The organism is Morganella sp. EGD-HP17 (genome assembly GCF_000512315.2).
Classification (GTDB): Bacteria; Pseudomonadota; Gammaproteobacteria; order Enterobacterales; family Enterobacteriaceae; genus Morganella; species Morganella morganii.
Map to the genome: position 1 here is coordinate 1 of NZ_AZRH01000018.1, position 20,447 is coordinate 20,447.

Sequence of the window (20,447 nt, forward strand, 5' to 3'; positions counted from 1 at the left end):
CAACTTTTTTTCTGTTTGCCAATTTTTTCACCACAACGGTGTTTTATCCGGCAAAATGCCGGTGATTTGCTTTAAATCTGAACAAACTCTGCAGCAAATGCCTCAACCTGTTGCCAATCCGTGTATTCCACTTCTTTGGTGGTATCTGTCTCACCCTTTGTCATCTTCATAATCAGACGGATCATCATCCGGTCAAACCAGCCGTAACGCGGATACAGCAATGCCCCGGCGAATACAGTACAGACTGTCGGCTTCCAGGGTGTCGCGGCCAGGAATTTCCGGACATACACATTTGTCTCTGGTGTCCGTTTTTCCGGTTTACGGGCAGTCAGGTTCACACCAAAGAATGCGGTTTTCATCTGATTCAGTTGCACCGCGTGCAACTTCGCGAATTTATCCAGCGCCCGGTTAAAGTGACCGTAGCGGATAGATGCCCCGACCAGCACCTTCTCATACGGCGCCAGATTCAGCGGCTGATTATCCTGCAAAGAGCGGACATCGCACTCTGCCCCTGCTTTGCGTAAATGCAGGGCAATTTCAGTAATGATTTTTTTTGTCTGCCCGTCATGGCCGGAATAAAGCAACAAGTACGACATGAAACACTCCGTTAATCACGCCAGAACGTCGGCGTCAGCAATACCAGCAAAGTAAAGACTTCCAGACGACCAAATAACATCGTCACGACAAGAATCCATTTCCCGCCCGGATTCAGGGTTGTAAAGTTCTCACCCAGCGTACCCAACCCCGGTCCCAGGTTATTCAGTGTGGTGGCTATCGCAGAGAAAGCGGAAAACTCATCAACACCTGTCGCTATCAGTAACAGCATACTGACCACAAAGACCAGAGCATACGCGGAGAAGAATCCCCAGACAGCTTCGATAATGCGTTCCGGCAATGCCCGGCGGCCCAGCTTGATGGTGTAAACTGCATTCGGATGCACAAGGCGTTTTAGTTCACGCGCCCCCTGAAGGAACAGCAGCATAATGCGGATAACCTTCAGACCACCGCCGGTTGACCCCGCACATCCGCCGACAAATGCCGCACACAGCAGCAGCATCGGCAGGAACAGCGGCCATTTATAGAAACTGTCAGTGGAGAACCCGGCCGTTGTCGCCATCGAGACAACCTGGAAAAACGCCTGGTTGAGGGTTTGTCCCTCCGTAGCATAGACATCAAACTTCCACAAAACCAACGCACAGATCACGACCAGCACGAACTGGAGGGAAATAAACATCCGGAATTCCAGATCCCGCCAGTAAACTCCCAGGCTACGCCCGGTCAGTACCGCAAAGTGCAGGCCATAGTTACAGCCTGAGATCAGCAGGAAAATGGCAATGATGGTGTTAATTGCCGGACTGTTAAAGTAACCGATACTGGCATCATGAGTGGAAAACCCACCGATGGCGATAGTGGAAAAGCTGTGGGATATCGCATCAAAAACATCCATCCCCGCAAACCAGAGGGCAATTGCACAGACGATGGTGAGGAACACATAAATCAGCCAGAGGGTTTTTGCTGTTTCCGCAATCCTCGGGCGCATTTTATTATCTTTCAGCGGCCCCGGCATTTCCGCCCGGTACAGCTGCATTCCCCCGACACCCAGCAGCGGCAGGATAGCAACGGCTAATACGATGATCCCCATCCCGCCCAGCCACTGTAACATCTGCCGGTAGAATAAAATCGCTTTGGGCAGCGTGTCCAGCCCGACCAGTGTGGTGGCACCCGTTGTGGTTAGCCCGGAGAATGATTCAAAAAACGCATCTGTCACCGACAGGTTCGGGCGCTCAGAAAAAATAAAAGGTAATGCCCCGACACTGCCCAGCACCGTCCAGAACAGCACCACAATCAGAAAACCTTCTTTCGGTTTTAACTCACTTTTTTTATTGCGGTTCGGGATCCAGAGCAGCAGACCGATAATCAGTGCTGCCAGGAATGTCTGACTGAATGCTTTACCTGCACCGTCTTTATAGATAAGCGCCACAATCCCGGGAATGATCATGGTGACAGAAAAAATAATGACAAGTAACCCGACAATACGGGTTATGGCGCGAAAATGCATTGCAGCAGAGTCCTCAGAAATCAGTTTCCGGTGGTGTCATCAGGGCATTTAAGCTCAAACATCCCCCGGCTCAGGTCACGTAATTTATCACTAACCTCACTCAGTAAGGTAGCAGGAATCGAAATACGTAACGTCACATCCGAACCGAAATCACTGTTGATTATCGTACCATCCACCTGCCGGACCACTAATTCTGCCTGGCTGATAAAGCTGTAATCACAGGTTATTTCACAGATCACCTGCGGGATTTTAGTTTTCGTTACCAGCAGTTTCAGTGCCTGCTGAACCCCGCTGCCGTATGCACGGACCAGCCCGCCGGTGCCTAATTTTATTCCGCCGAAATAGCGGACAACCACCGCCGTAATTTCCCCGATTCCGCTGCCGAGCAGCGGTGCAATCATCGGTTTACCGGCTGTTCCGGTCGGCTCACCGTCATCAGAAAATCCCAGTTGCTGAGAATCATCCGGACGCCCCGCAACAAATGCCCAGCAATGGTGCCGGGCATCGGGATATTCATCTTTGACAGACTGAATAAATTGCTTTGCTTCATCCACCCCGTCCGTATGCTGCAACAGGGTGATGAAACGGCTTTTTTTTATCTCTTCAGTAAACATAACCGGCTCAGCCGGTATAAGGTACGATTTCATTACGGCAGATTCAGATCCCGCGTCATATTTTCCACACTGTTGTCATGGATAATAATGTTATCCTCAATACGGATACCGCCACAAGGTTTAAACTGCTCAATACGTTTCCAGTCAAAGTGCTGGCTGAACTTACCTTCACGCCATGGTGCCAGCAGAGACTCAATAAAATACAGTCCCGGCTCGATGGTCAGCACCATGCGCGGCTCCAGAATACGGGTGCAGCGCAGGAACGGATACATTGCCGGTGCCGCCAGATGCTCACCCTGATCATTCTGCATAAACCCGGCAGCATCATGAACCTGAAGACCCAGCGGATGGCCAAGCCCATGCGGCAGGAACGGTGTGGTTACCCCTTCACTGACCATAGCTTCCTCAGACATTCCGGTGATTATTTTATGTTTTTTCAGCAGTTTCGCGATGCGGTGATGCATCTGAATATGGTAATCGGTATAGCGGACCCCGGCTTTAATATCACCGATCAGTGACTGCTGCTCATCATTCAAATCTGATACCAGCTGTGCGAAATCGCTGTCAGCATCAGCAGCATATGTCCGGGTTAAATCTGCGGCATAACCATTGAATTCCGCACCGGCATCGATCAGGAAGCTGTGCCGTGTATGCGGTGCGTTTTTATTCAGTTTGGTGTAGTGCAGAACAGCGGCGTTTTCATTAATAGCAACAATATTGTCATAAGGTACATCAGTATCACGATGGCCGGTTGCCATCAGGTACGCCATATTGATATCAAATTCACTCAGGCCGGATAAAAAAGCCTCATGTGCGGCAAGATGCCCGTTAACCGCCATTTTTTGTGCTTCACGCATGCAGGCCAGTTCATAATCTGTTTTATATGAACGATGAAACGCAAAGAAATCCAGCACCGCTTTCGGGTTAATATGATTGCTGCTGATCCCCAGCGCTGCGGCGCGATCGGTGTTCGGCCCGATATACGCAGTGCGGGTTTTATCCTGTGATGCCAGCATGGAGGCAATATCACCGGCATTCTTCAGATGGATGACCTCAACTTCATTTGTCCAGTAAGAAGAAGGTAACGCCTCGACACTGTGCCAGTAATCAACCGGAGAATAGAACCATAATTTCGGTTTATTCACACCATCAGTCCACAGCCAGCAATACGGTACATCAGTTACCGGCACCCATGCTTTAAAATGCACGTTACTTTTAAAAGGATAGTCACGATCATCAAGAAAAATGCGTATCGGTTCACCGGAGTGGATCAGTAACGAATCCAGTTTCTCACGCGCAAGAATATCGCGGGTCCGCTGTAATAATGTTGCGATGTGCTCACGGTAGAGGGATGCCATTTTTTCCATGGGAATTGACCTTTTTTCATTATGATAGTGACAAAAGCTTAGCATGATCTCCGCGATTATGGATATGGCAGGCTATGTCATCCCCGGTTATTTACCGGGAATCTTCGGCGCGTCACGACGTTTTTCTTTTCTGTTTCTGCATATTGAGACATTTTGCGTGATCTTCAGCGCAAAAAATCATCATTTTATTTGCTTTCGTTAACAAAAAAATCACAATTACTCTATCTGGTCATACCACATGGTGTTCTCATCCTTTACGGGAGCGATGCAATATTTAAGGAGAACCGTATGCTTTATCACAGTGAATCAATGAAGGTCAGCTGGGAAAAAGAAGGAATTGCAAAACTTGTTTTTGATGCGCAGGGAGCGATAAACAAACTGGATACCCGGACAATTGCCTCACTGGATGAAGCCGTTGCCTGCCTTGAACAAACACCGCAGCTGAAAGGCCTGATTATTACCTCCGCCAAAGAGAGCTTTATCCTGGGCGCGGATATTACAGAATTTCTGACTCTGTTTAATGCACCGGCGGAACAGTTGACCGAGTGGCTGAATTTCGCCAACCGGTTGTTTAACCGGATTGAAGATCTGCCCGTGCCTACTGTCGCCGCACTGCGGAAATTCACACTCGGCGGTGGGTGCGAGTGCGCACTGACAACAGACTACCGCCTCGCCACTGACGATCTGCGTATCGGCCTGCCGGAAACCAAACTCGGGATAATGCCGGGCTTCGGCGGCTCAGTCCGTCTGCCCCGCCTGATTGGTTGTGATAATGCCCTTGAACTTATCACACAGGGGAAAATTGTGACTGCCGGTGAAGCGCTGAAACTCGGACTGACTGATGGCATTGTACAGGATGATGAATTGATTAACGGTTCACTGATGCTGCTGGAGCAGGCGATCAGTGGCCGGACTAACTGGCAGGCACAACGGCAGCAGAAAAAAGCGGCGTTACAGCTGCACCCTGCAGAATTACAGATGAGCCTTATCACGGCCAAAGCCCTTGTCCGGCAAAAGGCAGGAAAACATTACCCGGCGCCGATGGCTGCAGTAAACGGAATTGAAGCCGGAGCGAAACTCCCGCGCGATGAAGCATTGCGCTGCGAAACCGCGCATTTTGTACCACTGACCCGGACACTCACCGCCGGGGCTCTGGTCTCACTTTTCCTGAATGAACAATATGTTAAAGGCCTTACCCGCCAGCAGACGGTATTACGTGATGCCCCGGAACAGGCCGCTGTTATCGGTGCCGGTATTATGGGTGGCGGTATTGCTTACCAGTCAGCTTACAGCGGTATTCCGGTACACCTGAAAGATATTCAGCCCGCCGCATTGCAGGCCGGTATTGATGAAGCCGTAAAATTGCTGGAAAAACAGTGTCAGTCAGGAAAAATGACCGTGGTTCAGGCCGCCGGAATACGCGCCGCTATCCACCCTGTCCGCCATGATAATGAACTCAGTGACTGCGATATAGTGGTTGAAGCGGTTGTTGAGAACAAAGTCATCAAACAAAAAGTGCTGGCAGATATTGAACAACAGGTTAGTGAACACTGCATTCTGACATCAAACACCTCTTCGATCCCTGTCAGTGAACTGGCTCAGGCGCTGAAACGCCCGCACAATTTCTGCGGAATGCATTTTTTCAATCCCGTACCTAAAATGCCGCTGGTTGAAGTGATCCGGGGAGAGAAAACCTCAGACGATACAATCGCCGCTGTGGTGCACTACGCCCACAAAATGGGAAAAACACCGGTTGTGGTGGGAGATTGTCCGGGATTCTTTATCAACCGGGTACTGTTTCCGTATCTGAACGCCTTTTCTCTGCTGGTCTCCGGCGGAGCGGATATTAAAACGGTTGACCGTGTGATGGAACAGGAATTCGGCTGGCCGATGGGACCGGCGCTGTTGCTCGATGTTGTCGGACTGGATACGGCTAATCATGTACAGCATGTGATGGCTGAGGGCTATCCGGGCCGGATGGTCGTTGAAGAGCACAATGTCATCAGTCTGTTTGCCGGACTGAAACGGCTGGGGCAAAAAAGCCGCCTCGGGTTTTACCGCCATATTGATGACGGCAAAGGCCACCTGCAGAAACAGCCCGATGAGCAGCTCGAAGAAGTGCTTGCACCACTGGGACGCACGCCCCGTGACTTTACTGCAGACGAGATTATCGACCGCCTGATGATTCCGATGGTGAACGAAGTTATCCGCTGCTACGAGGAAGGCATTATCAGCAGCCCGGCAGAAGCAGACCTGGCTCTGGTCTACGGCCTTGGTTTTCCGCCGTTCCGGGGAGGTATTTTCCGTTATCTGGATGATACCAGCACCCGCGCTTTCTGTGAAAAAGCAGAGCAATACAGCACACTGGGTCCGCTTTATACCATTCCGGACAGTCTGCGGGCACATGCTGTTAATAACACTCCTTATTATCCGCAACCGGATAGTCACCCTGTTACTGCACAGTGAGGTTTATATGGAAAAAGTCATGATAATTGATGGTCTCCGCACCTCAATGGGCCGCTCAAAAAACGGTATATTCCGGCATGTCCGTGCGGACACACTCTCAGCAGAAGTGATGAGTGCAGTGATAAAGCGTAACAATATCAATGCAGCCGATATTGATGACATTATCTGGGGGTGTGTGCAGCAGACCGGGGAACAGGGGTTTAACATAGCCCGTCATGCCGCCCTGCTGACAGAGATCCCGCACACCGTGCCTGCCGTCACTGTGAACCGCCTGTGCGGTTCATCAATGCAGGCCCTGCATGATGCCGCCCGCCTGATTCAGACCGGTGACGGTAAACTGGCACTTGCAGGAGGTGTTGAACATATGGGTCATATCCCGATGACACAGGGTATCGATATCAATCCGGCTGCCGCACTGCACACGGCCAAAGCGTCCGGCATGATGGGGCTGACAGCCGAAGCACTGGCACGACAGTTTTCTGTCAGCCGTGAGTCACAGGATGAATTTGCTCTGCGTTCACATCAGCGGGCCGCACAGGCATTCCGTGATAGCAGATTCAGCCGTGAAATCCATCCGGTTCAGGGTCATAACCAGGCCGGAGTACCTGTCATTGCCACCCGGGATGAAACCGTACGCGATAACGGCAGTCTTGCTGAACTTTCGGCATTGAGTCCGGTATTTGATCCGGTCAGCGGTACAGTCACCGCCGGTAATTCCTCAGCAATCTCAGATGGTGCATCCGTAACTCTGCTGTCCGGGGAGCACTATGCCCGTGAGCATGGTTTATCTCCGCGGGCGGTGATTCGGGCGATGAGTGTTACCGGCTGTGAACCGGCACTGATGGGATACGGACCGGTACAGGCAACACAGGCAGTTCTGAAAAAGGCCGGGCTGACGCTGGCAGATATTGATGTTATCGAACTGAACGAAGCATTTGCGGCACAGGCACTTGCCTGCCTGAAAGGTATGGGATTATCTGACTGTTATGATGACAAAGTGAATCTGCATGGCGGCGCGATTGCACTCGGGCATCCGCTCGGCTGTTCCGGCACCCGGATTATCAATTCACTGCTGACGGTCATGGAGCAGCGGGATGCGCAGTTCGGCCTGGCAACGATGTGTATTGGTTTCGGTCAGGGGATAGCAACCGTGATTGAACGTGTCCGCAGCTGATCACTGAGAACGTTATAAATAACAGCGACGTTTTCTGCTTCATCACACGGCACAATACGTCGCTGATACTGCTTTAACTGTTTAGCTGACCTGTTATCAGCATACTCCCGCCGTCAGGGGGCGGGATTTTCTTTAAATAAACTCGAATGCATCACCAAACAGGCGGCCGGCATCTGCACCACGCTCCTGGCAGAAACGTTCGCGGGCGATTTTGGCCATTTCAAAACGACCGGCAATATAGATATCTTTTCCGGCCAGTGAACCAAAATCATCCAGCACCGCACTGAGCACAGTACCGGTGCGCCCGCGCCAGGTATCATCCGGCTGTTCAACAACAGGGATAATTTTCAGGTTCGGATGTGTTTCGGCGAGAGCCTGCAATTCACCGAGGTCATAGAGATAAACATGCTCTCTGGCACCCCAGTAAAACGTGATATCACGCTGCGAATTTTCTTCCAGTGCCGCCAGCAGAACAGAACGGGTGTAAGAAAAACCGGTTCCTCCGGCAATCAGGAGCATCGGTGCGTCACTGTTTTCCCGGAACCAGGCTTTGCCGTGCGGGATATCAATGGTCACCCGGCGGTTATCCAGGATCCGGTCCATCACCGCCATCGCATAAAGATTAAATTCGGATGCTCCGATATGCAGCTCAATTTCCTGCCGGGATGACGGCGCGGATGCCATTGAGAACGGGCGCTTATCCCGTTCATCCATCACCACCATCAGATATTGCCCGGCTTTGAATGAAAAATCACCATCCGGTAATAATTTTATGCGGTATACCGTATCCGTTATAGATTCAACAGAGGTAACTTTGCAGTTTAACGTTGCCATGTGCTCCCTCAATTATCGAGAATATTTAATTCGTCCCATATGGCGTCAACACGTTGTCTGACTTCATCGGTCATAACAATCGGTTTGCCCCACTCGCGCGAGGTTTCGCCGGGCCATTTATTTGTTGCATCCAGTCCCATCTTCGACCCCAGCCCCGATACCGGAGATGCAAAATCGAGATAGTCAATCGGGGTATTCTCCATCATGACAGTGTCCCGGGCCGGATCCATCCGGGTGGTGATCGCCCAGATCACATCATTCCAGTCACGGGCATTGATATCATCATCGCAGACAATGACAAATTTAGTGTACATAAATTGCCGTAAATACGACCAGACTCCCATCATGACCCGCTTTGCATGTCCCGCATACTGCTTTTTCATGGTGACAACGGCCAGGCGGTATGAACACCCTTCCGGCGGCAGATAAAAATCGACAATTTCAGGGAACTGTTTCTGCAGAATCGGCACCAGCACTTCATTCAGTGCCACACCCAGAGTTGCCGGCTCATCCGGCGGACGACCGGTATAGGTTGAGTGATAGATAGGTTCATCACGCTGGGTAATATGTGTGACCGTGAAGACAGGGAAATAATCCACTTCATTATAATAACCGGTATGATCCCCGTACGGCCCTTCCGGTGCGGTTTCGCCCGGCTCAATATACCCTTCAAGGATAATTTCAGCACCGGCAGGAACTTCCAGGTCATTAGAAATGCATTTCACCACTTCGGATTTATTACCGCGCAGTAACCCCGCAAAGGCGTATTCGGATAAGGTATCCGGAACCGGCGTCACCGCACCGAGAATTGTCGCAGGATCAGCGCCCAAGGCCACCGCAACAGGGAAACGTTCCCCCGGGTGTGCCTGACACCATTCCTGAAAATCGAGTGCGCCGCCGCGATGCGATAACCAGCGCATAATCAGTTTATTTTTCCCCAGAACCTGCTGGCGGTAAATACCTAAATTCTGGCGATCTTTAAACGGCCCCCGGGTGACGGTCAGTCCCCAGGTAATCAGCGGTGCCGCATCATCCGGCCAGCAATGCATAACCGGGATTTTTGTCAGATCCACGTCATCGCCGGTGAAAACATGCGTCTGACACGGTGCGGAACTCAGCCGTTTGGTCGGCATATTGAGAACCTGCTTAAACTTCGGCAGCTTATCGATAAGATCACGGAACCCTTTCGGCGGATCCGGTTCTTTCAGGAAAGCCAGCAGTTTACCGACATCATGCAGTGCTTTGACATCTTCCTGCCCCATTCCCATCGCAACCCGTTTGGTTGTGCCGAACAGATTACAGAGCACCGGCATTGAATAACCTTTCGGATTTTCAAACAGCAATGCAGGGCCGCCCGCACGCAGTGTGCGATCAGCAATTTCCGTCATTTCGAGGTAAGGATCGACTTCAGTTTTGATCCGTTTAAGCTCGCCCTGACTTTCCAGAATGGTGAGAAAATCTCTCAGGTCCCGATATTTCATTATGTTATTAATCTGTCAGCAGGTGGAAGGGACTCCATTATAGGAATCCCGCCCACTGTTACAAGTACAGGGATCAACAGCAGCGGAACGGAACCCGGTCTGCCAGGGCGCTGGTATCAAATTGTTCCGGGAATGTTTTGTTGTGCTGAAAGAGTTTGAATCCTTCATTTTTGCCGCTGAAGTAGTGCAGCTCATTTCCGGTGATATGGAAGCCGCTGCCTTCACGCAGCGCCACAACAATCTCATCCGGATTGATGGCACAAAATTCCGCAATCCGCTCATCACGGGTTTCACCCATATGGCCGCTGATGACCGCATCAATATAGTGAGGGTTAATCTGAACAGGGAACAGCCCCAGAGACGGCATCACCACACAGTTACGTACCGGCATATCATTGGTGGTCCGGATGCTCGGCGTGGCAACGTTACACCCGGCACTCCAGCCGATATACGGAATATTCCGTTCACGAATCGCGCGCTGGATTGGCACAACCAGGCCATTCTCATGCAGTAACTGATTCAGCAGCCAGGTATTTCCGCCGCTGACAAGAATGCATTCCGCATTTTCGACAGCCTGAACCGGGGAATCAAAATGTTCGATGCAGGTAACATCAATGCCCAGCGCTTCGGAAAGTTCACGGGCACGCTGGTCGTGATCTGCACGGATAACGGCATATGCAATCAGTACCGCAGAGCGGATCCCGCGGGTTTTTATCATTGCCCGGATGCGCTCCTGTGCATAGCTGAGCCATTGCGGATTACCGGAAAGTTTGCCGTTACTGAGTAAAAAAATGTCCATCGACATTGCCCTTATTATTCTGTCATTATAAATATGATAATTAGTTTATAACTCATTAAATGACATCATTCTACGGTAAAAAGCAACTCAAATAAGGGACTGAATTCACACTCATTTGTCTTAAATCACCATTTGTTGCATTCATAGTAAAACAAATTTGTTATTATCAGGCTTTATATAAGCCCCCGTTTGTGTTGGATAGCGTAATGAAGGATTGGTATTTATTGTACTGCAAACGCGGACAACTTCCGCGGGCAATGGAACATTTGCAGCGGCAGCAGGTGGAATGCCTGACACCGATGGCGAATATTGAAAAAGTGGTTCGCGGCAAACGTGTGACGGTCAATGAGCCCCTGTTCCCGAATTACCTGTTTATTTCTTTTGATCCCGAGACTATTCATACAACCACGATTAACTCAACGCGCGGCGTCAATCATTTCGTCCGTTTCGGACCACTGCCTGCCGTTGTTCCCGCATCATTGATTGAAGAGCTGAAAAATGCCGAATGTGTCAGCCTGTCAGAGCAAAATGTTCCGCAGCCCGGAGATATTGTGGAAATCACTGAAGGGATGTTTAAAGGCCTGGAAGCGATTTATCAGGAGCCGGACGGCGACACCCGCTCCGTGCTGCTGCTGACGCTGATCAGTAAAGAGCTGACCAAAAAAGTGGATAACACCAGCTTTATCCGGAAACTCTGAGTATCTCCGTCACCCGGAAACAAAAAACCGCCCTGTTATTAAGGCGGTTTTTACCTGAAGCAGTATCGCATTACTCTTCGGCTTCTTCATCCTGCGGTTGTGCTTTACTGCGCGGTACATAGAAACGGGCAAAGAACACACCGATTTCAAACAACAGATACATCGGGATAGCCAGCAGCGTCTGCGAGAACACATCCGGTGGTGTCAGCAGCATTCCCACCACAAAAGCCCCGACCAGAATATACGGCCGCTTCTGCTTCAGTGAGGCAACAGTCGTCGCACCACTCCAGCACAACAGGATAATGGCAATCGGCACCTCAAAGGAGATACCAAACGCCATAAACAGCGCCATGACAAAGCTGAGATAGTTATTAATATCTGTCGCAATGACCACATCCTGCGGTGCTGTCGAGGTAAAGAAACCAAACGCCAGCGGGAAGACAACAAAATACGCGAATGCCATCCCCATATAAAACAGCACGGTGCTGAAAAACAGCAGCGGCATTAACAACCGGCGTTCATGCTTATACAGCGCCGGTGCAATAAAAGCCCAGACCTGATACAGGATGTACGGTGCCGAAATAAAAATGGAGACCATAATGGTCAGCTTAATCGGCGCCAGGAACGGTGATGCAACATCCGTTGCGATCATGTTCGAACCCTGCGGCAGTTTGCTCACCAGCGGCGAGGATACCAGCTGATAGATATCATTTGAGAAATACGCCAGCGCAACAAACACAACAAAGACTGCAATCAGGCTGTTGAGAATGCGTTTTCGTAATTCGATTAAATGAGTGATCAGCGGTTGCGTGTCTTCAACAGCCATAACGTACTTTTACCGTAATCTATTAATGTTTCTGTGAATCTGACGCAGCAACGGTTACCGGTGACGGTGCAGGTTCTGTATCACTGACTTCCGGTGATGGCCGGACAGGGGCTTCCTCAGCAACGGCCGGAGATGGTGCTGCCGGAGCCGGATTTTCCGACGCCGGAGTGCCGGCTGATGCCGGACGGACAGACGGAATTTCAAGTTCCTGATCGGCCAGTGCTTCCGGGTCGAGCTGCTTTTTCAGTGTATCCACCGGTTCCTGATAAGAGCGGCGTAATGTATCAGCTGCTTCTTTCAGTTCATCCATCGACGCCTTCAATTCAGGTGAAATGGCTTTACCGGCCTGCTCTTCCATCTTTTTCAGGTTATCCTGCAATTCCTGAAGTTTGAGTTCCTGCGTCAGTTCATTCTGCACATTGGCAGCCATTGAACGCATCACACGGATCCAGCCGGCTACTGTTTTCACAGCAACCGGAAGGCGTTCAGGTCCCAGAACCACAAGTCCGATAACCAATACTAAGATCAGTTCACCAAAACCGATGTCAAACACGGGTTATACCTGCTCTTTGTTTTTATTCTCTGGCTGCTCAGCTGAATCAGCTTTCTTTTCTGCGATATTTTTTTGTTCAAAATCCGCGTCTTTTCCGGCTGTTGTTGTATCTGCTTTGTTCTGATCTTCATCACCGATAGCTTTTTTAAAGCCTTTGATAGATGCACCTAAATCAGATCCCAGAGTACGGAGTTTGTTTGTTCCGAACAGGAGTACAACAATCACAGCAATAATTAACAATTGCCAAATATTAATACCGGCCATTAGTTTTACCTCAAATTGATATGGACCTACTTACTTCATTATATACAACCACAGCCGTATACGGAAATACACGACATAGGCTGAAACCTTGCTTTAACTCAATCTTTACTTCATTTTACCGGATTGCCACCATCCTGTTACCCAGGTAAGTATACCAAAAAACATCAGAACCCAGGGTGCAACCGGTGCTCCGGCCAGATAGAATAAGCTCGCACAGACAAACAATGTCGCACCGATACCCAGTGAGAAATTTGCTTTCCGCTGAGCAGCCTGCTGCTGTTTCATCTGCTCTGCCAGCCGCTCAACACCGGACTGAAGACGGCGCTGCTGTTTAAGACTGTCATACACCAGTTCCGGTAATTCCGGTAGTTTTTCCGCCCAGAACGGTGCTTTTTCTTTGATACTACGGATCACGGCTTTCACGCCAATCTGACTTTTCAGCCACGATTCAAGGAATGGTTTCGCGGTTTTCCACAGATCCAGCTGCGGATAAAGCTGGCGTCCGAGCCCCTCAACATACAGCAGGGTTTTCTGTAATAAAACCAGTTGCGGCTGAACTTCCATATTAAAGCGCCGGGCGGTATTGAACAGGTTCAGCAACACATGACCGAAAGAGATTTCTGCCAGCGGTTTTTCAAAAATCGGTTCACACACCGTACGGATAGCAAATTCAAAATCTTCCACATTGGTATCCGGCGGAACCCAGCCGGAATCCACATGCAGCTCAGCCACTTTACGGTAATCACGGTTGAAGAAGGCAATAAAGTTTTCCGCGAGATAGCGCTTATCTTCTTTATTCAGTGAACCGACAATACCGCAGTCGATACCGATATACTGAGGATCGTCCGGATGCTCACGGCTGACAAAAATATTGCCCGGATGCATATCCGCATGGAAGAAGCTGTCACGGAAAACCTGCGTGAAGAAGACCTGCACGCCACGCTCGGCCAGCAGTTTCATGTTTGTGCCCTGCTCATGCAGAGCCGCAATATCAGAAACCGGAATGCCGTAGATACGCTCCATGATCAGCACATTTTCACGGCAGAGATCCGGATAAACCTCCGGCACATAGAGCATCGGGCTGTTTTCAAAATTACGCCGCAACTGAATAGCATTAGCCGCTTCGCGTTGCAGATTCAGCTCATCCAGCAGTGTTTTTTCATACTCGCGAACGACCTCTTTCGGCCGCAGACGTCTGCCGTCCGGTAACAGGGGAACCATGTTCGCCAGCCGGTACATCAGATGAATATCAGCCTGGATCACCGGCAAAATATCCGGACGGATCACTTTCAGTACCACCGCCTGCCCGTTTTCTTTCAGAACTGCAGTGTGCACCTGAGCAATCGAGGCGGATGCCAGCGGTGTGATATCAAAATCATCAAACCAGGTTTCCACCGGCCCTTCCAGGGCATCTTCAATGGTTTTCTTTGCCAGATTGCCGTCAAATGATGAAACGCGATCCTGCAACAGTGCCAGCTGGTCAGCAATGGCCGGCGGGAACAAGTCCCGGCGGGTGGAGAGCATCTGACCGAACTTTATCCACACCGGCCCCAGTTCCTGAAGCGCCAGACGCAGACGCTCACCCAGCACTTTGTCTTTATGCTTGTTCGGCATCCAGAACAGTGAACGGCGCCAGAGACGGATTGCCCAGCTCAGACGGTTTTTAGGGATCAGTTCATCCAGCCCGTAATTCAGGAGAGTGCGGATGATAAAATAGAGGCGTTTTATTTCACTCGGTCTCATACCCGGTTCCTGCTTTTTTTTCCAGACGGGCGAGGCGCATCTCAAGTTCATCTGCGGTTTGTGCAGCATCCGCAACTTCATCACAGAAATGAGCGGCTTCCAGCGCGGAAGGAGCAAGTGCCCACTCACGGGTGAGCGCGCCGGTCAGATATTCCTGCTGACGGCATACCGCCCGACGGATAAACTGCCCGCCTTTTACGGCAATCTGAGTCAGTGTCTGTGCGGCAATATCGCCGGTATACGGTGCCAGATAATGTGCCGGATCCCATTCCGCCATATCCAGCAGTGCTGAAAAGTGCTGAATGACCTGCATATCGCCGTCAATAATGACATCACCCTGCCGGATCAGAGCTGAAAGCTGTTGTTTGTCTTTCAGTTTCAGCAGCGTGAGAAAACGGGTTTGCAGCACACAGTCTGCCGGGTCTTCCCAGCGGGAAATCACATCCAGCTGTTTTTCACTGAAGATCAGCGTAAACTGCATATCCGGCTCTGTCAGCCTGAGGGTCAGTGTTTTGCCGGTCAGACGGGCGCGGGCCGGTTTCAGTACATTTTCACTGTACAACAGCCGGTTGAGTACCGTTTCCAGAAATCCGGCAACCACAGGGTAAAGTGCCTGCTGACTGACAGGAGACGGGATATTTTCTGCAAACGTATCAGCCATATCAGAATTTGAATCCTTTATGCAGCGCCACAATGCCGCCGGTCATATTGGTGTAGGAAACATGCTCAAATCCGGCATTTTCCATCATGCCTTTCAGGGTTTCCTGATCCGGATGCATGCGGATGGATTCGGCAAGATAGCGGTAGCTGTCCGCATCATTCACAACCGCCTGCCCGATACGCGGCAGCACGTGGAAGGAGTATGCGTCATATACTTTACTCAGCGGTTCAATCACCGGTTTGGAGAATTCCAGCACCAGCAGGCGGCCGCCCGGTTTTAACACACGGAACATGGAACGGAGTGCTTTGTCTTTATCGGTGACATTGCGCAGCCCGAAAGAGATGATGATGCAGTTGAAGTAGTCATCCGGGAACGGCAGTTCTTCGGCGTTCGCCTGAACATAATTCACATTGCCGACAACCCCGTGGTTACGCAGCTTTTCCCGGCCCATTTTCAGCATGGAATCGTTGATATCCGCGAGGATCACCTGACCGTTTTCGCCGACCATACGGGAGAATTTTGCAGTGAAATCACCGGTTCCCCCGGCAAGATCCAGCACCCGCTGACCACGGCGGACACCACTGGCATCAATAGTAAAACGTTTCCAGACACGATGGATGCCGAAAGACATCAGGTCATTCATCAGATCGTATTTTGCGGCAACAGAATGAAAGACGTTTGCCACCATACCTGCTTTTTCGTTTCTGTTAACAGTACGAAAACCAAAATCGATTGTATCCCGGGATTGCTCTTCCATTCTCTTCTTGCCTGTTTTGCCTGTGTGCATGAATTAGTGATCGGAAAAGTGTATCAGCCTTTACCGCAAAACCCTATGCCCATTGTGTTGTTCTGCGAAATTAGCCTGCTCCTCAGGCAGTTCATCCGCAGCGGTATCCTGCTGTTCACTGAGACGGGCTTTCTGCACCAGAATTTCATCCAGCGGGCGTTTTACCTCAACGCCCAGCTCACGGAAGCTTTCTGCCTGTGACAGCAGATTTCCCCGGCCGGTGGTCAGTTTTTTCATCGCCCCGTGATAGGTATTCTGGGCTTTATCCAGCGCCTGGCCGATACCGTCCATTTCCTCGGTAAACAGGCGGAGTTTGTCATAGAGACGGGCGGCACGCTGTGCAATTGCCTGACTGTTTTCATGCTGATGTTCATAACGCCAGAGATTGGCGATTGTCCGCAGCGCCACCAGCAGTGTGGACGGGCTGACCAGCATGATATTGCTTCTGAGGGCTTCATCCAGCAATACACTCTCCTGCCCGACCGCCGCCAGAAATGCCGGTTCGACAGGGATAAACATCAGTACATAATCCAGCGAGTTAATCCCGCTGAGATCCTGATATTCTTTGCGGCTCAGGCCGCGGATGTGCTGACGCACAGAGTTGATGTGTTCCGTCAGTGCCGTCTGCCGGGCTTCCGGGGTGTCACTGTTGAAGTAACGCTCGTAGGCCACCAGCGACACTTTGGCATCCACAATCACCTGTTTGTTCTGCGGCAGGTAAATCACCACATCGGGCTGATAACGGCTTTGCTGTTCATTTTTCAGACTGACCTGAGTGGCGAATTCATGCCCCTCGCGCAGACCGGAGGCTTCCAGGATACGGGCAAGAATAGTTTCCCCCCAGCTCCCCTGCATTTTGTTGTCGCCTTTCAGGGCATTGGTGAGATTGACGGCTTCCTGCGCCATCCGCAGATTGAGCTGCTGCAGGCGCTGAATTTCATGTGTCAGAGTGTGGCGCTCGCGGCTTTCCTGGCTGTAACTTTCCTGCACCTGCCGGTTAAAGTTATCCAGCTGTTCACGGAACGGGCGCAGCAGCATGGACAGGCTCTGGCGGTTGAGTTCATCTGTCCGGCGGCCGCTCTGTTCAAAAATACGGGCGGCCAGGTTTTCAAACTGAGTATTCAGGCGCTGCTCACTGTTAAGCAGCAACCGCTGTTTTTCTTCGGCGGCCAGGCGGCTTTCTTCCAGCCGGGTGGTCAGCTCACGGATTTCCGCTTCCTGTTGTGCACTGATATGACGGGCATTTTCCAGTGACTGTTCACGCTGCTCCCTGGCCTGCTGCCAGTATGCAGCCTGACGCCGGGTTTCATCCAGCAGAGCCAGTTGCGCAATATTATCCTGTAACAGCCGGTTTTTGTCCGCCAGCCGCTGTTGCAGGCTGAACCAGACCACACCGCCGCCCAGCAGAATACCGCTCAGAATGCCGATAAAACCATAAAGCCACTGAATATCCACGATGGCCGTCTCCTCCGCGAGTCACTTACGCCGCTTACGGTAAAATAGCACTGTACAGATGTCCACTGTCTTTTTGCTGTCCGCCGTTTTTTTCGGCGCGCCACGCAAAAATCAATGTAATCCGGTGAAAATGCGGCGCTATCCGCCCATCAGCCCGGCCATCCATTTCAGCCCGAACGCGCCGGGGGCCAGCAGGCCGAATGCCCAGATCACGGCAGAAGACAGGTTCGCCAGCTGAAAATGACGCTGCGGCATTGCACAGATCCCGGCCACCAGCGGTACCACCGCACGGAACGGCCCGAAGAAGCGCCCGAAAAAGACACCCCATATTCCCCATTTTTCAAAGAACTGATGTCCTCTGACCAGGGTTTGCGGGGAGCGGGAAATCGGCCACATATGACGGACATTATCCTTGTAGTAGTAGCCGATGTAATAGGAGATCCAGTCGCCGAAAAAGCCACCGGTGGCCGCCGCGAGGAAGACCGGCAGAAAATTCAGCCCTCCCTCCCCGATCAGCGCCCCGACTCCGAGCAGAATCACTGTTGCCGGAAACAACAGGGAAAGGAATGCGAGAGATTCACCGAATGCCAGCACGAAAACGATCGGCAATGCCCAGATCTCATGTTCACGGACAAATGCGGTAACGGTGGTGATAATATCTGCCGGTGCCAGAAAATCCCCCTTATTGTCTGATATTACTCAAGGAAATGGTTGCGGATTTTGTCGCGGACTGCTGTTGTCAGCCCGATATCTTTCGCCAGCCAGGTATCAATACTGCCATAATGAGAGTGAATACTTTTCAGTGCGGTATTCAGGAAATCAGGCTGTACGGAGTAAACATAGGCGAATTTCTCCACCACCGCTTCCGGCATGGTTTTCGCGTGTTCCGCCAGCAGTTCATGGCGGTAAGGTGCCAGCGTGTCATTGGTCAGCAGGTAATCTTCCATCACCATATCGGTATCCGCGCCGAGTGCAAACAGCACCAGTGCCGAACCCACACCGGTCCGGTCTTTACCGACCGCACAGTGCTGCACAATGCCGCCTTTTTCCGGGTTGCGCAGCATATCGCCGAGTGCATGATACGCAGGGTTGCCCAGCGGCAGCAGTTCATAGAGGCGCAGCATAAAAGCTTTCGGATCAAACCCCGTCAGCGCTTCATTGCCGAGTTTCTCAAGGTTAGCATCCACTTCCTTTGACATCGGATTTGCCGGTGCGTTCGTGTACAGCGCGCCATTCCAGAGACGATCCGGTTTATCAGCAATTTCGCCGCTGTCGCGGTAATCCAGGATCTGAAACAGATTCTGCTCTGTCAGGCGGGTTAAGTCGTTGTCGCTCAGGCGATCCAGCGCCCCGGCACGGAACAGCAGGCCGGGTTTGATTTTACTGCCGTCCGGCAGCACTTTGTTTCCCAGGTCACGAAAATTGATCCCGCCGTCGAGCGGCAATACAGAAGGATGCGGTAATGGCTGTCTGGTCATTGATACCTCTTTATCATTATTATCAGTATGTTCGGCACGATCACTGTATCAGATTTACAGAATGAATGATTAAAAAAAAGCCGCATCACCGGAAAACCCGGCGATACGGCTTGATTCATGAAACCGGTGACGATCAGATGAGATGACGGGCGGCTTCCACCACAATATCCAGGGTATTGGATTCGGTTTTCTTCATCTTCGCTTCATCAGGAATTTCCTGCTGGGTGCGGTTAACGATAACGCCCGCAACCATCCCGGCACGCAGCCCCTGGCTGGCACACATGGTCAGCAGTGTGGCGGATTCCATTTCAAAGTTCATCACGCCCATTTCCTGCCACTCTTTCATTGATCCTTTGAACCGGCGGGTCACACGGCCGCTGAAGGTATCATAACGCTCCTGGCCCGGATAGAAAGTATCAGAAGAAGCGGTCACACCAATATGAACTGTTGCTTTGGCTGCTTTCGCCGCATTGACCAGCGCGGTGGTGCATTCAAAGTCAGCCACGGCCGGGAATTCCATCGGTGCGAAATGCAGGCTTGCACCATCCAGGCGCACAGCCGCCGTGGTCACAAGGACATCACCGACATTAATGTTTTCCTGAATCGCACCGGTGGTACCGATACGCAGGAACGTGCGGATCCCCAGCTGTGCCAGTTCTTCCACCGCGATAGAGGTGGACGGGCCGCCGATACCGGTTGAACAGACGATTACTGCTTTGCCGTCCAGTTCGCCGCGCCATGAGGTGAATTCACGCAGAGACGCGAGATGAACAGGATTATCCATCAGGCGGGCAATTTTTTCGACCCGGTTCGGATCGCCCGGTACGATAGCCAGCGTCGCACCCTGTAAATCTGCTTTAGTCAAACCTAAATGAAATACATCAGCCATCCTGAACTCCTTAGCGAAAAAATGATTATTGAGGACACTGTAACGTGTCACCACACAAAATTTAGTGATTATTATCACTTCATTGATACATGACGATGAATCAATTACATAAAAATGAGATTCAAATCACATAAACAACGGTTTATGCTGAAAATGTCGCCGTACTGCTCTCTGAAAAAACAAAACACAGGTTGATTTTTTATCCGCCTCACTCTACTATCCGCACCATTCCGGCACGCGATGCGTGCTGACAATCACTTTCAGAACGTAAGGAGGTTCATATGACAACATTACTGTGC

Annotated in this window: 20 protein-coding genes; 3 read left to right on the forward strand and 17 right to left on the reverse strand. The window is 51.1% G+C overall.

The features are described from left to right. Nucleotides 1-71: 71 nt before the first annotated feature. The 4 genes from hemG to pepQ are packed head-to-tail and all read right to left on the reverse strand — an operon-like array spanning nucleotide 72 to nucleotide 4,040. Nucleotides 72-596 carry a menaquinone-dependent protoporphyrinogen IX dehydrogenase gene (hemG, locus tag X965_RS16280; protein WP_025154667.1) on the reverse strand — a complete coding sequence of 175 codons (525 nt, stop codon included), beginning with the start codon at nucleotides 594-596 and terminating at the stop codon, nucleotides 72-74. A gap of 11 nt (nucleotides 597-607) precedes the next feature. After that, nucleotides 608-2,059, reverse strand: coding sequence for a Trk system potassium transporter TrkH (gene trkH, locus X965_RS16285; protein WP_036418904.1), 1,452 nt, complete (start codon nucleotides 2,057-2,059; stop codon nucleotides 608-610). A 20-nt stretch (nucleotides 2,060-2,079) separates the two neighbouring features. After that, nucleotides 2,080-2,706: an IMPACT family protein gene (locus X965_RS16290; protein ID WP_004238215.1), complete on the reverse strand. Its 627-nt coding sequence runs from the start codon at nucleotides 2,704-2,706 to the stop codon at nucleotides 2,080-2,082. After that, entirely contained in the window at nucleotides 2,706-4,040 is a 1,335-nt protein-coding gene (gene pepQ, locus X965_RS16295; protein WP_004238216.1) for a Xaa-Pro dipeptidase, read from the reverse strand. Before pepQ ends, X965_RS16290 begins: the two co-directional genes overlap by 1 nt. Before the next feature lie 288 nt (nucleotides 4,041-4,328). On the opposite strand from pepQ, the gene fadB reads away from it, so the two are divergent. Further along, complete coding sequence (fadB, locus tag X965_RS16300; protein ID WP_004238219.1) at nucleotides 4,329-6,506, forward strand: fatty acid oxidation complex subunit alpha FadB; 2,178 nt, start codon at nucleotides 4,329-4,331, stop codon at nucleotides 6,504-6,506. 7 nt (nucleotides 6,507-6,513) lie between these two features. Then, complete coding sequence (fadA, locus tag X965_RS16305; RefSeq protein WP_004238221.1) at nucleotides 6,514-7,680, forward strand: acetyl-CoA C-acyltransferase FadA; 1,167 nt, start codon at nucleotides 6,514-6,516, stop codon at nucleotides 7,678-7,680. 132 nt (nucleotides 7,681-7,812) lie between these two features. Here fadA and fre read toward each other — a convergent pair whose 3' ends face one another. The 3 genes from fre to pepE all read right to left on the reverse strand — a co-directional run bounded on the left by fre (nucleotide 7,813) and on the right by pepE (nucleotide 10,794). Next, nucleotides 7,813-8,514 carry an NAD(P)H-flavin reductase gene (gene fre, locus X965_RS16310; RefSeq protein ID WP_004238223.1) on the reverse strand — a complete coding sequence of 234 codons (702 nt, stop codon included), beginning with the start codon at nucleotides 8,512-8,514 and terminating at the stop codon, nucleotides 7,813-7,815. Nucleotides 8,515-8,522: 8 nt separating this feature from the next. Next, complete coding sequence (gene ubiD, locus X965_RS16315; protein ID WP_004238225.1) at nucleotides 8,523-9,995, reverse strand: 4-hydroxy-3-polyprenylbenzoate decarboxylase; 1,473 nt, start codon at nucleotides 9,993-9,995, stop codon at nucleotides 8,523-8,525. A gap of 73 nt (nucleotides 9,996-10,068) precedes the next feature. Next, nucleotides 10,069-10,794: a dipeptidase PepE gene (gene pepE / locus X965_RS16320; RefSeq protein WP_015422427.1), complete on the reverse strand. Its 726-nt coding sequence runs from the start codon at nucleotides 10,792-10,794 to the stop codon at nucleotides 10,069-10,071. A gap of 206 nt (nucleotides 10,795-11,000) precedes the next feature. Between pepE and rfaH the strand changes: the two genes are divergently transcribed. Then, nucleotides 11,001-11,492 (forward strand): transcription/translation regulatory transformer protein RfaH, encoded by a 492-nt coding sequence (rfaH, locus tag X965_RS16325; protein ID WP_015422426.1) that lies wholly within the window; start codon nucleotides 11,001-11,003, stop codon nucleotides 11,490-11,492. Nucleotides 11,493-11,562: 70 nt separating this feature from the next. On the opposite strand, the gene tatC is transcribed toward rfaH, so the two are convergent. The 10 genes from tatC to udp form a co-directional block, all read right to left on the reverse strand. After that, the gene (gene tatC, locus X965_RS16330) at nucleotides 11,563-12,318 is read right to left on the reverse strand and encodes a Sec-independent protein translocase subunit TatC (protein ID WP_004238228.1); all 756 of its coding nucleotides are present in this window, start codon (nucleotides 12,316-12,318) and stop codon (nucleotides 11,563-11,565) included. A gap of 22 nt (nucleotides 12,319-12,340) precedes the next feature. Next, nucleotides 12,341-12,871, reverse strand: a complete 531-nt coding sequence (tatB, locus tag X965_RS16335) for a Sec-independent protein translocase protein TatB (RefSeq protein ID WP_036418908.1) — start codon at nucleotides 12,869-12,871, stop codon at nucleotides 12,341-12,343. A gap of 3 nt (nucleotides 12,872-12,874) precedes the next feature. Further along, entirely contained in the window at nucleotides 12,875-13,135 is a 261-nt protein-coding gene (gene tatA, locus X965_RS16340) for a Sec-independent protein translocase subunit TatA (RefSeq protein WP_004238230.1), read from the reverse strand. Between the two features lie 105 nt (nucleotides 13,136-13,240). Further along, nucleotides 13,241-14,878, reverse strand: a complete 1,638-nt coding sequence (ubiB, locus tag X965_RS16345; RefSeq protein WP_004238231.1) for a ubiquinone biosynthesis regulatory protein kinase UbiB — start codon at nucleotides 14,876-14,878, stop codon at nucleotides 13,241-13,243. Beyond that, nucleotides 14,865-15,539: an SCP2 domain-containing protein gene (locus X965_RS16350; protein WP_036418910.1), complete on the reverse strand. Its 675-nt coding sequence runs from the start codon at nucleotides 15,537-15,539 to the stop codon at nucleotides 14,865-14,867. The genes ubiB and X965_RS16350 overlap by 14 nt, the downstream gene beginning before the upstream one ends. Nucleotide 15,540: 1 nt before the next feature. Beyond that, nucleotides 15,541-16,296, reverse strand: coding sequence for a bifunctional demethylmenaquinone methyltransferase/2-methoxy-6-polyprenyl-1,4-benzoquinol methylase UbiE (gene ubiE / locus X965_RS16355; protein ID WP_004238233.1), 756 nt, complete (start codon nucleotides 16,294-16,296; stop codon nucleotides 15,541-15,543). Between the two features lie 60 nt (nucleotides 16,297-16,356). Continuing rightward, complete coding sequence (gene rmuC, locus X965_RS16360) at nucleotides 16,357-17,781, reverse strand: DNA recombination protein RmuC (protein WP_036418913.1); 1,425 nt, start codon at nucleotides 17,779-17,781, stop codon at nucleotides 16,357-16,359. Between the two features lie 138 nt (nucleotides 17,782-17,919). After that, nucleotides 17,920-18,453, reverse strand: coding sequence for a DedA family protein (locus tag X965_RS16365; RefSeq protein ID WP_036418915.1), 534 nt, complete (start codon nucleotides 18,451-18,453; stop codon nucleotides 17,920-17,922). Between the two features lie 23 nt (nucleotides 18,454-18,476). Further along, entirely contained in the window at nucleotides 18,477-19,259 is a 783-nt protein-coding gene (locus X965_RS16370; RefSeq protein ID WP_036418918.1) for a tyrosine-protein phosphatase, read from the reverse strand. A 133-nt stretch (nucleotides 19,260-19,392) separates the two neighbouring features. Beyond that, nucleotides 19,393-20,148, reverse strand: a complete 756-nt coding sequence (gene udp, locus X965_RS16375; RefSeq protein WP_004238238.1) for a uridine phosphorylase — start codon at nucleotides 20,146-20,148, stop codon at nucleotides 19,393-19,395. Nucleotides 20,149-20,447 lie beyond the last annotated feature (299 nt).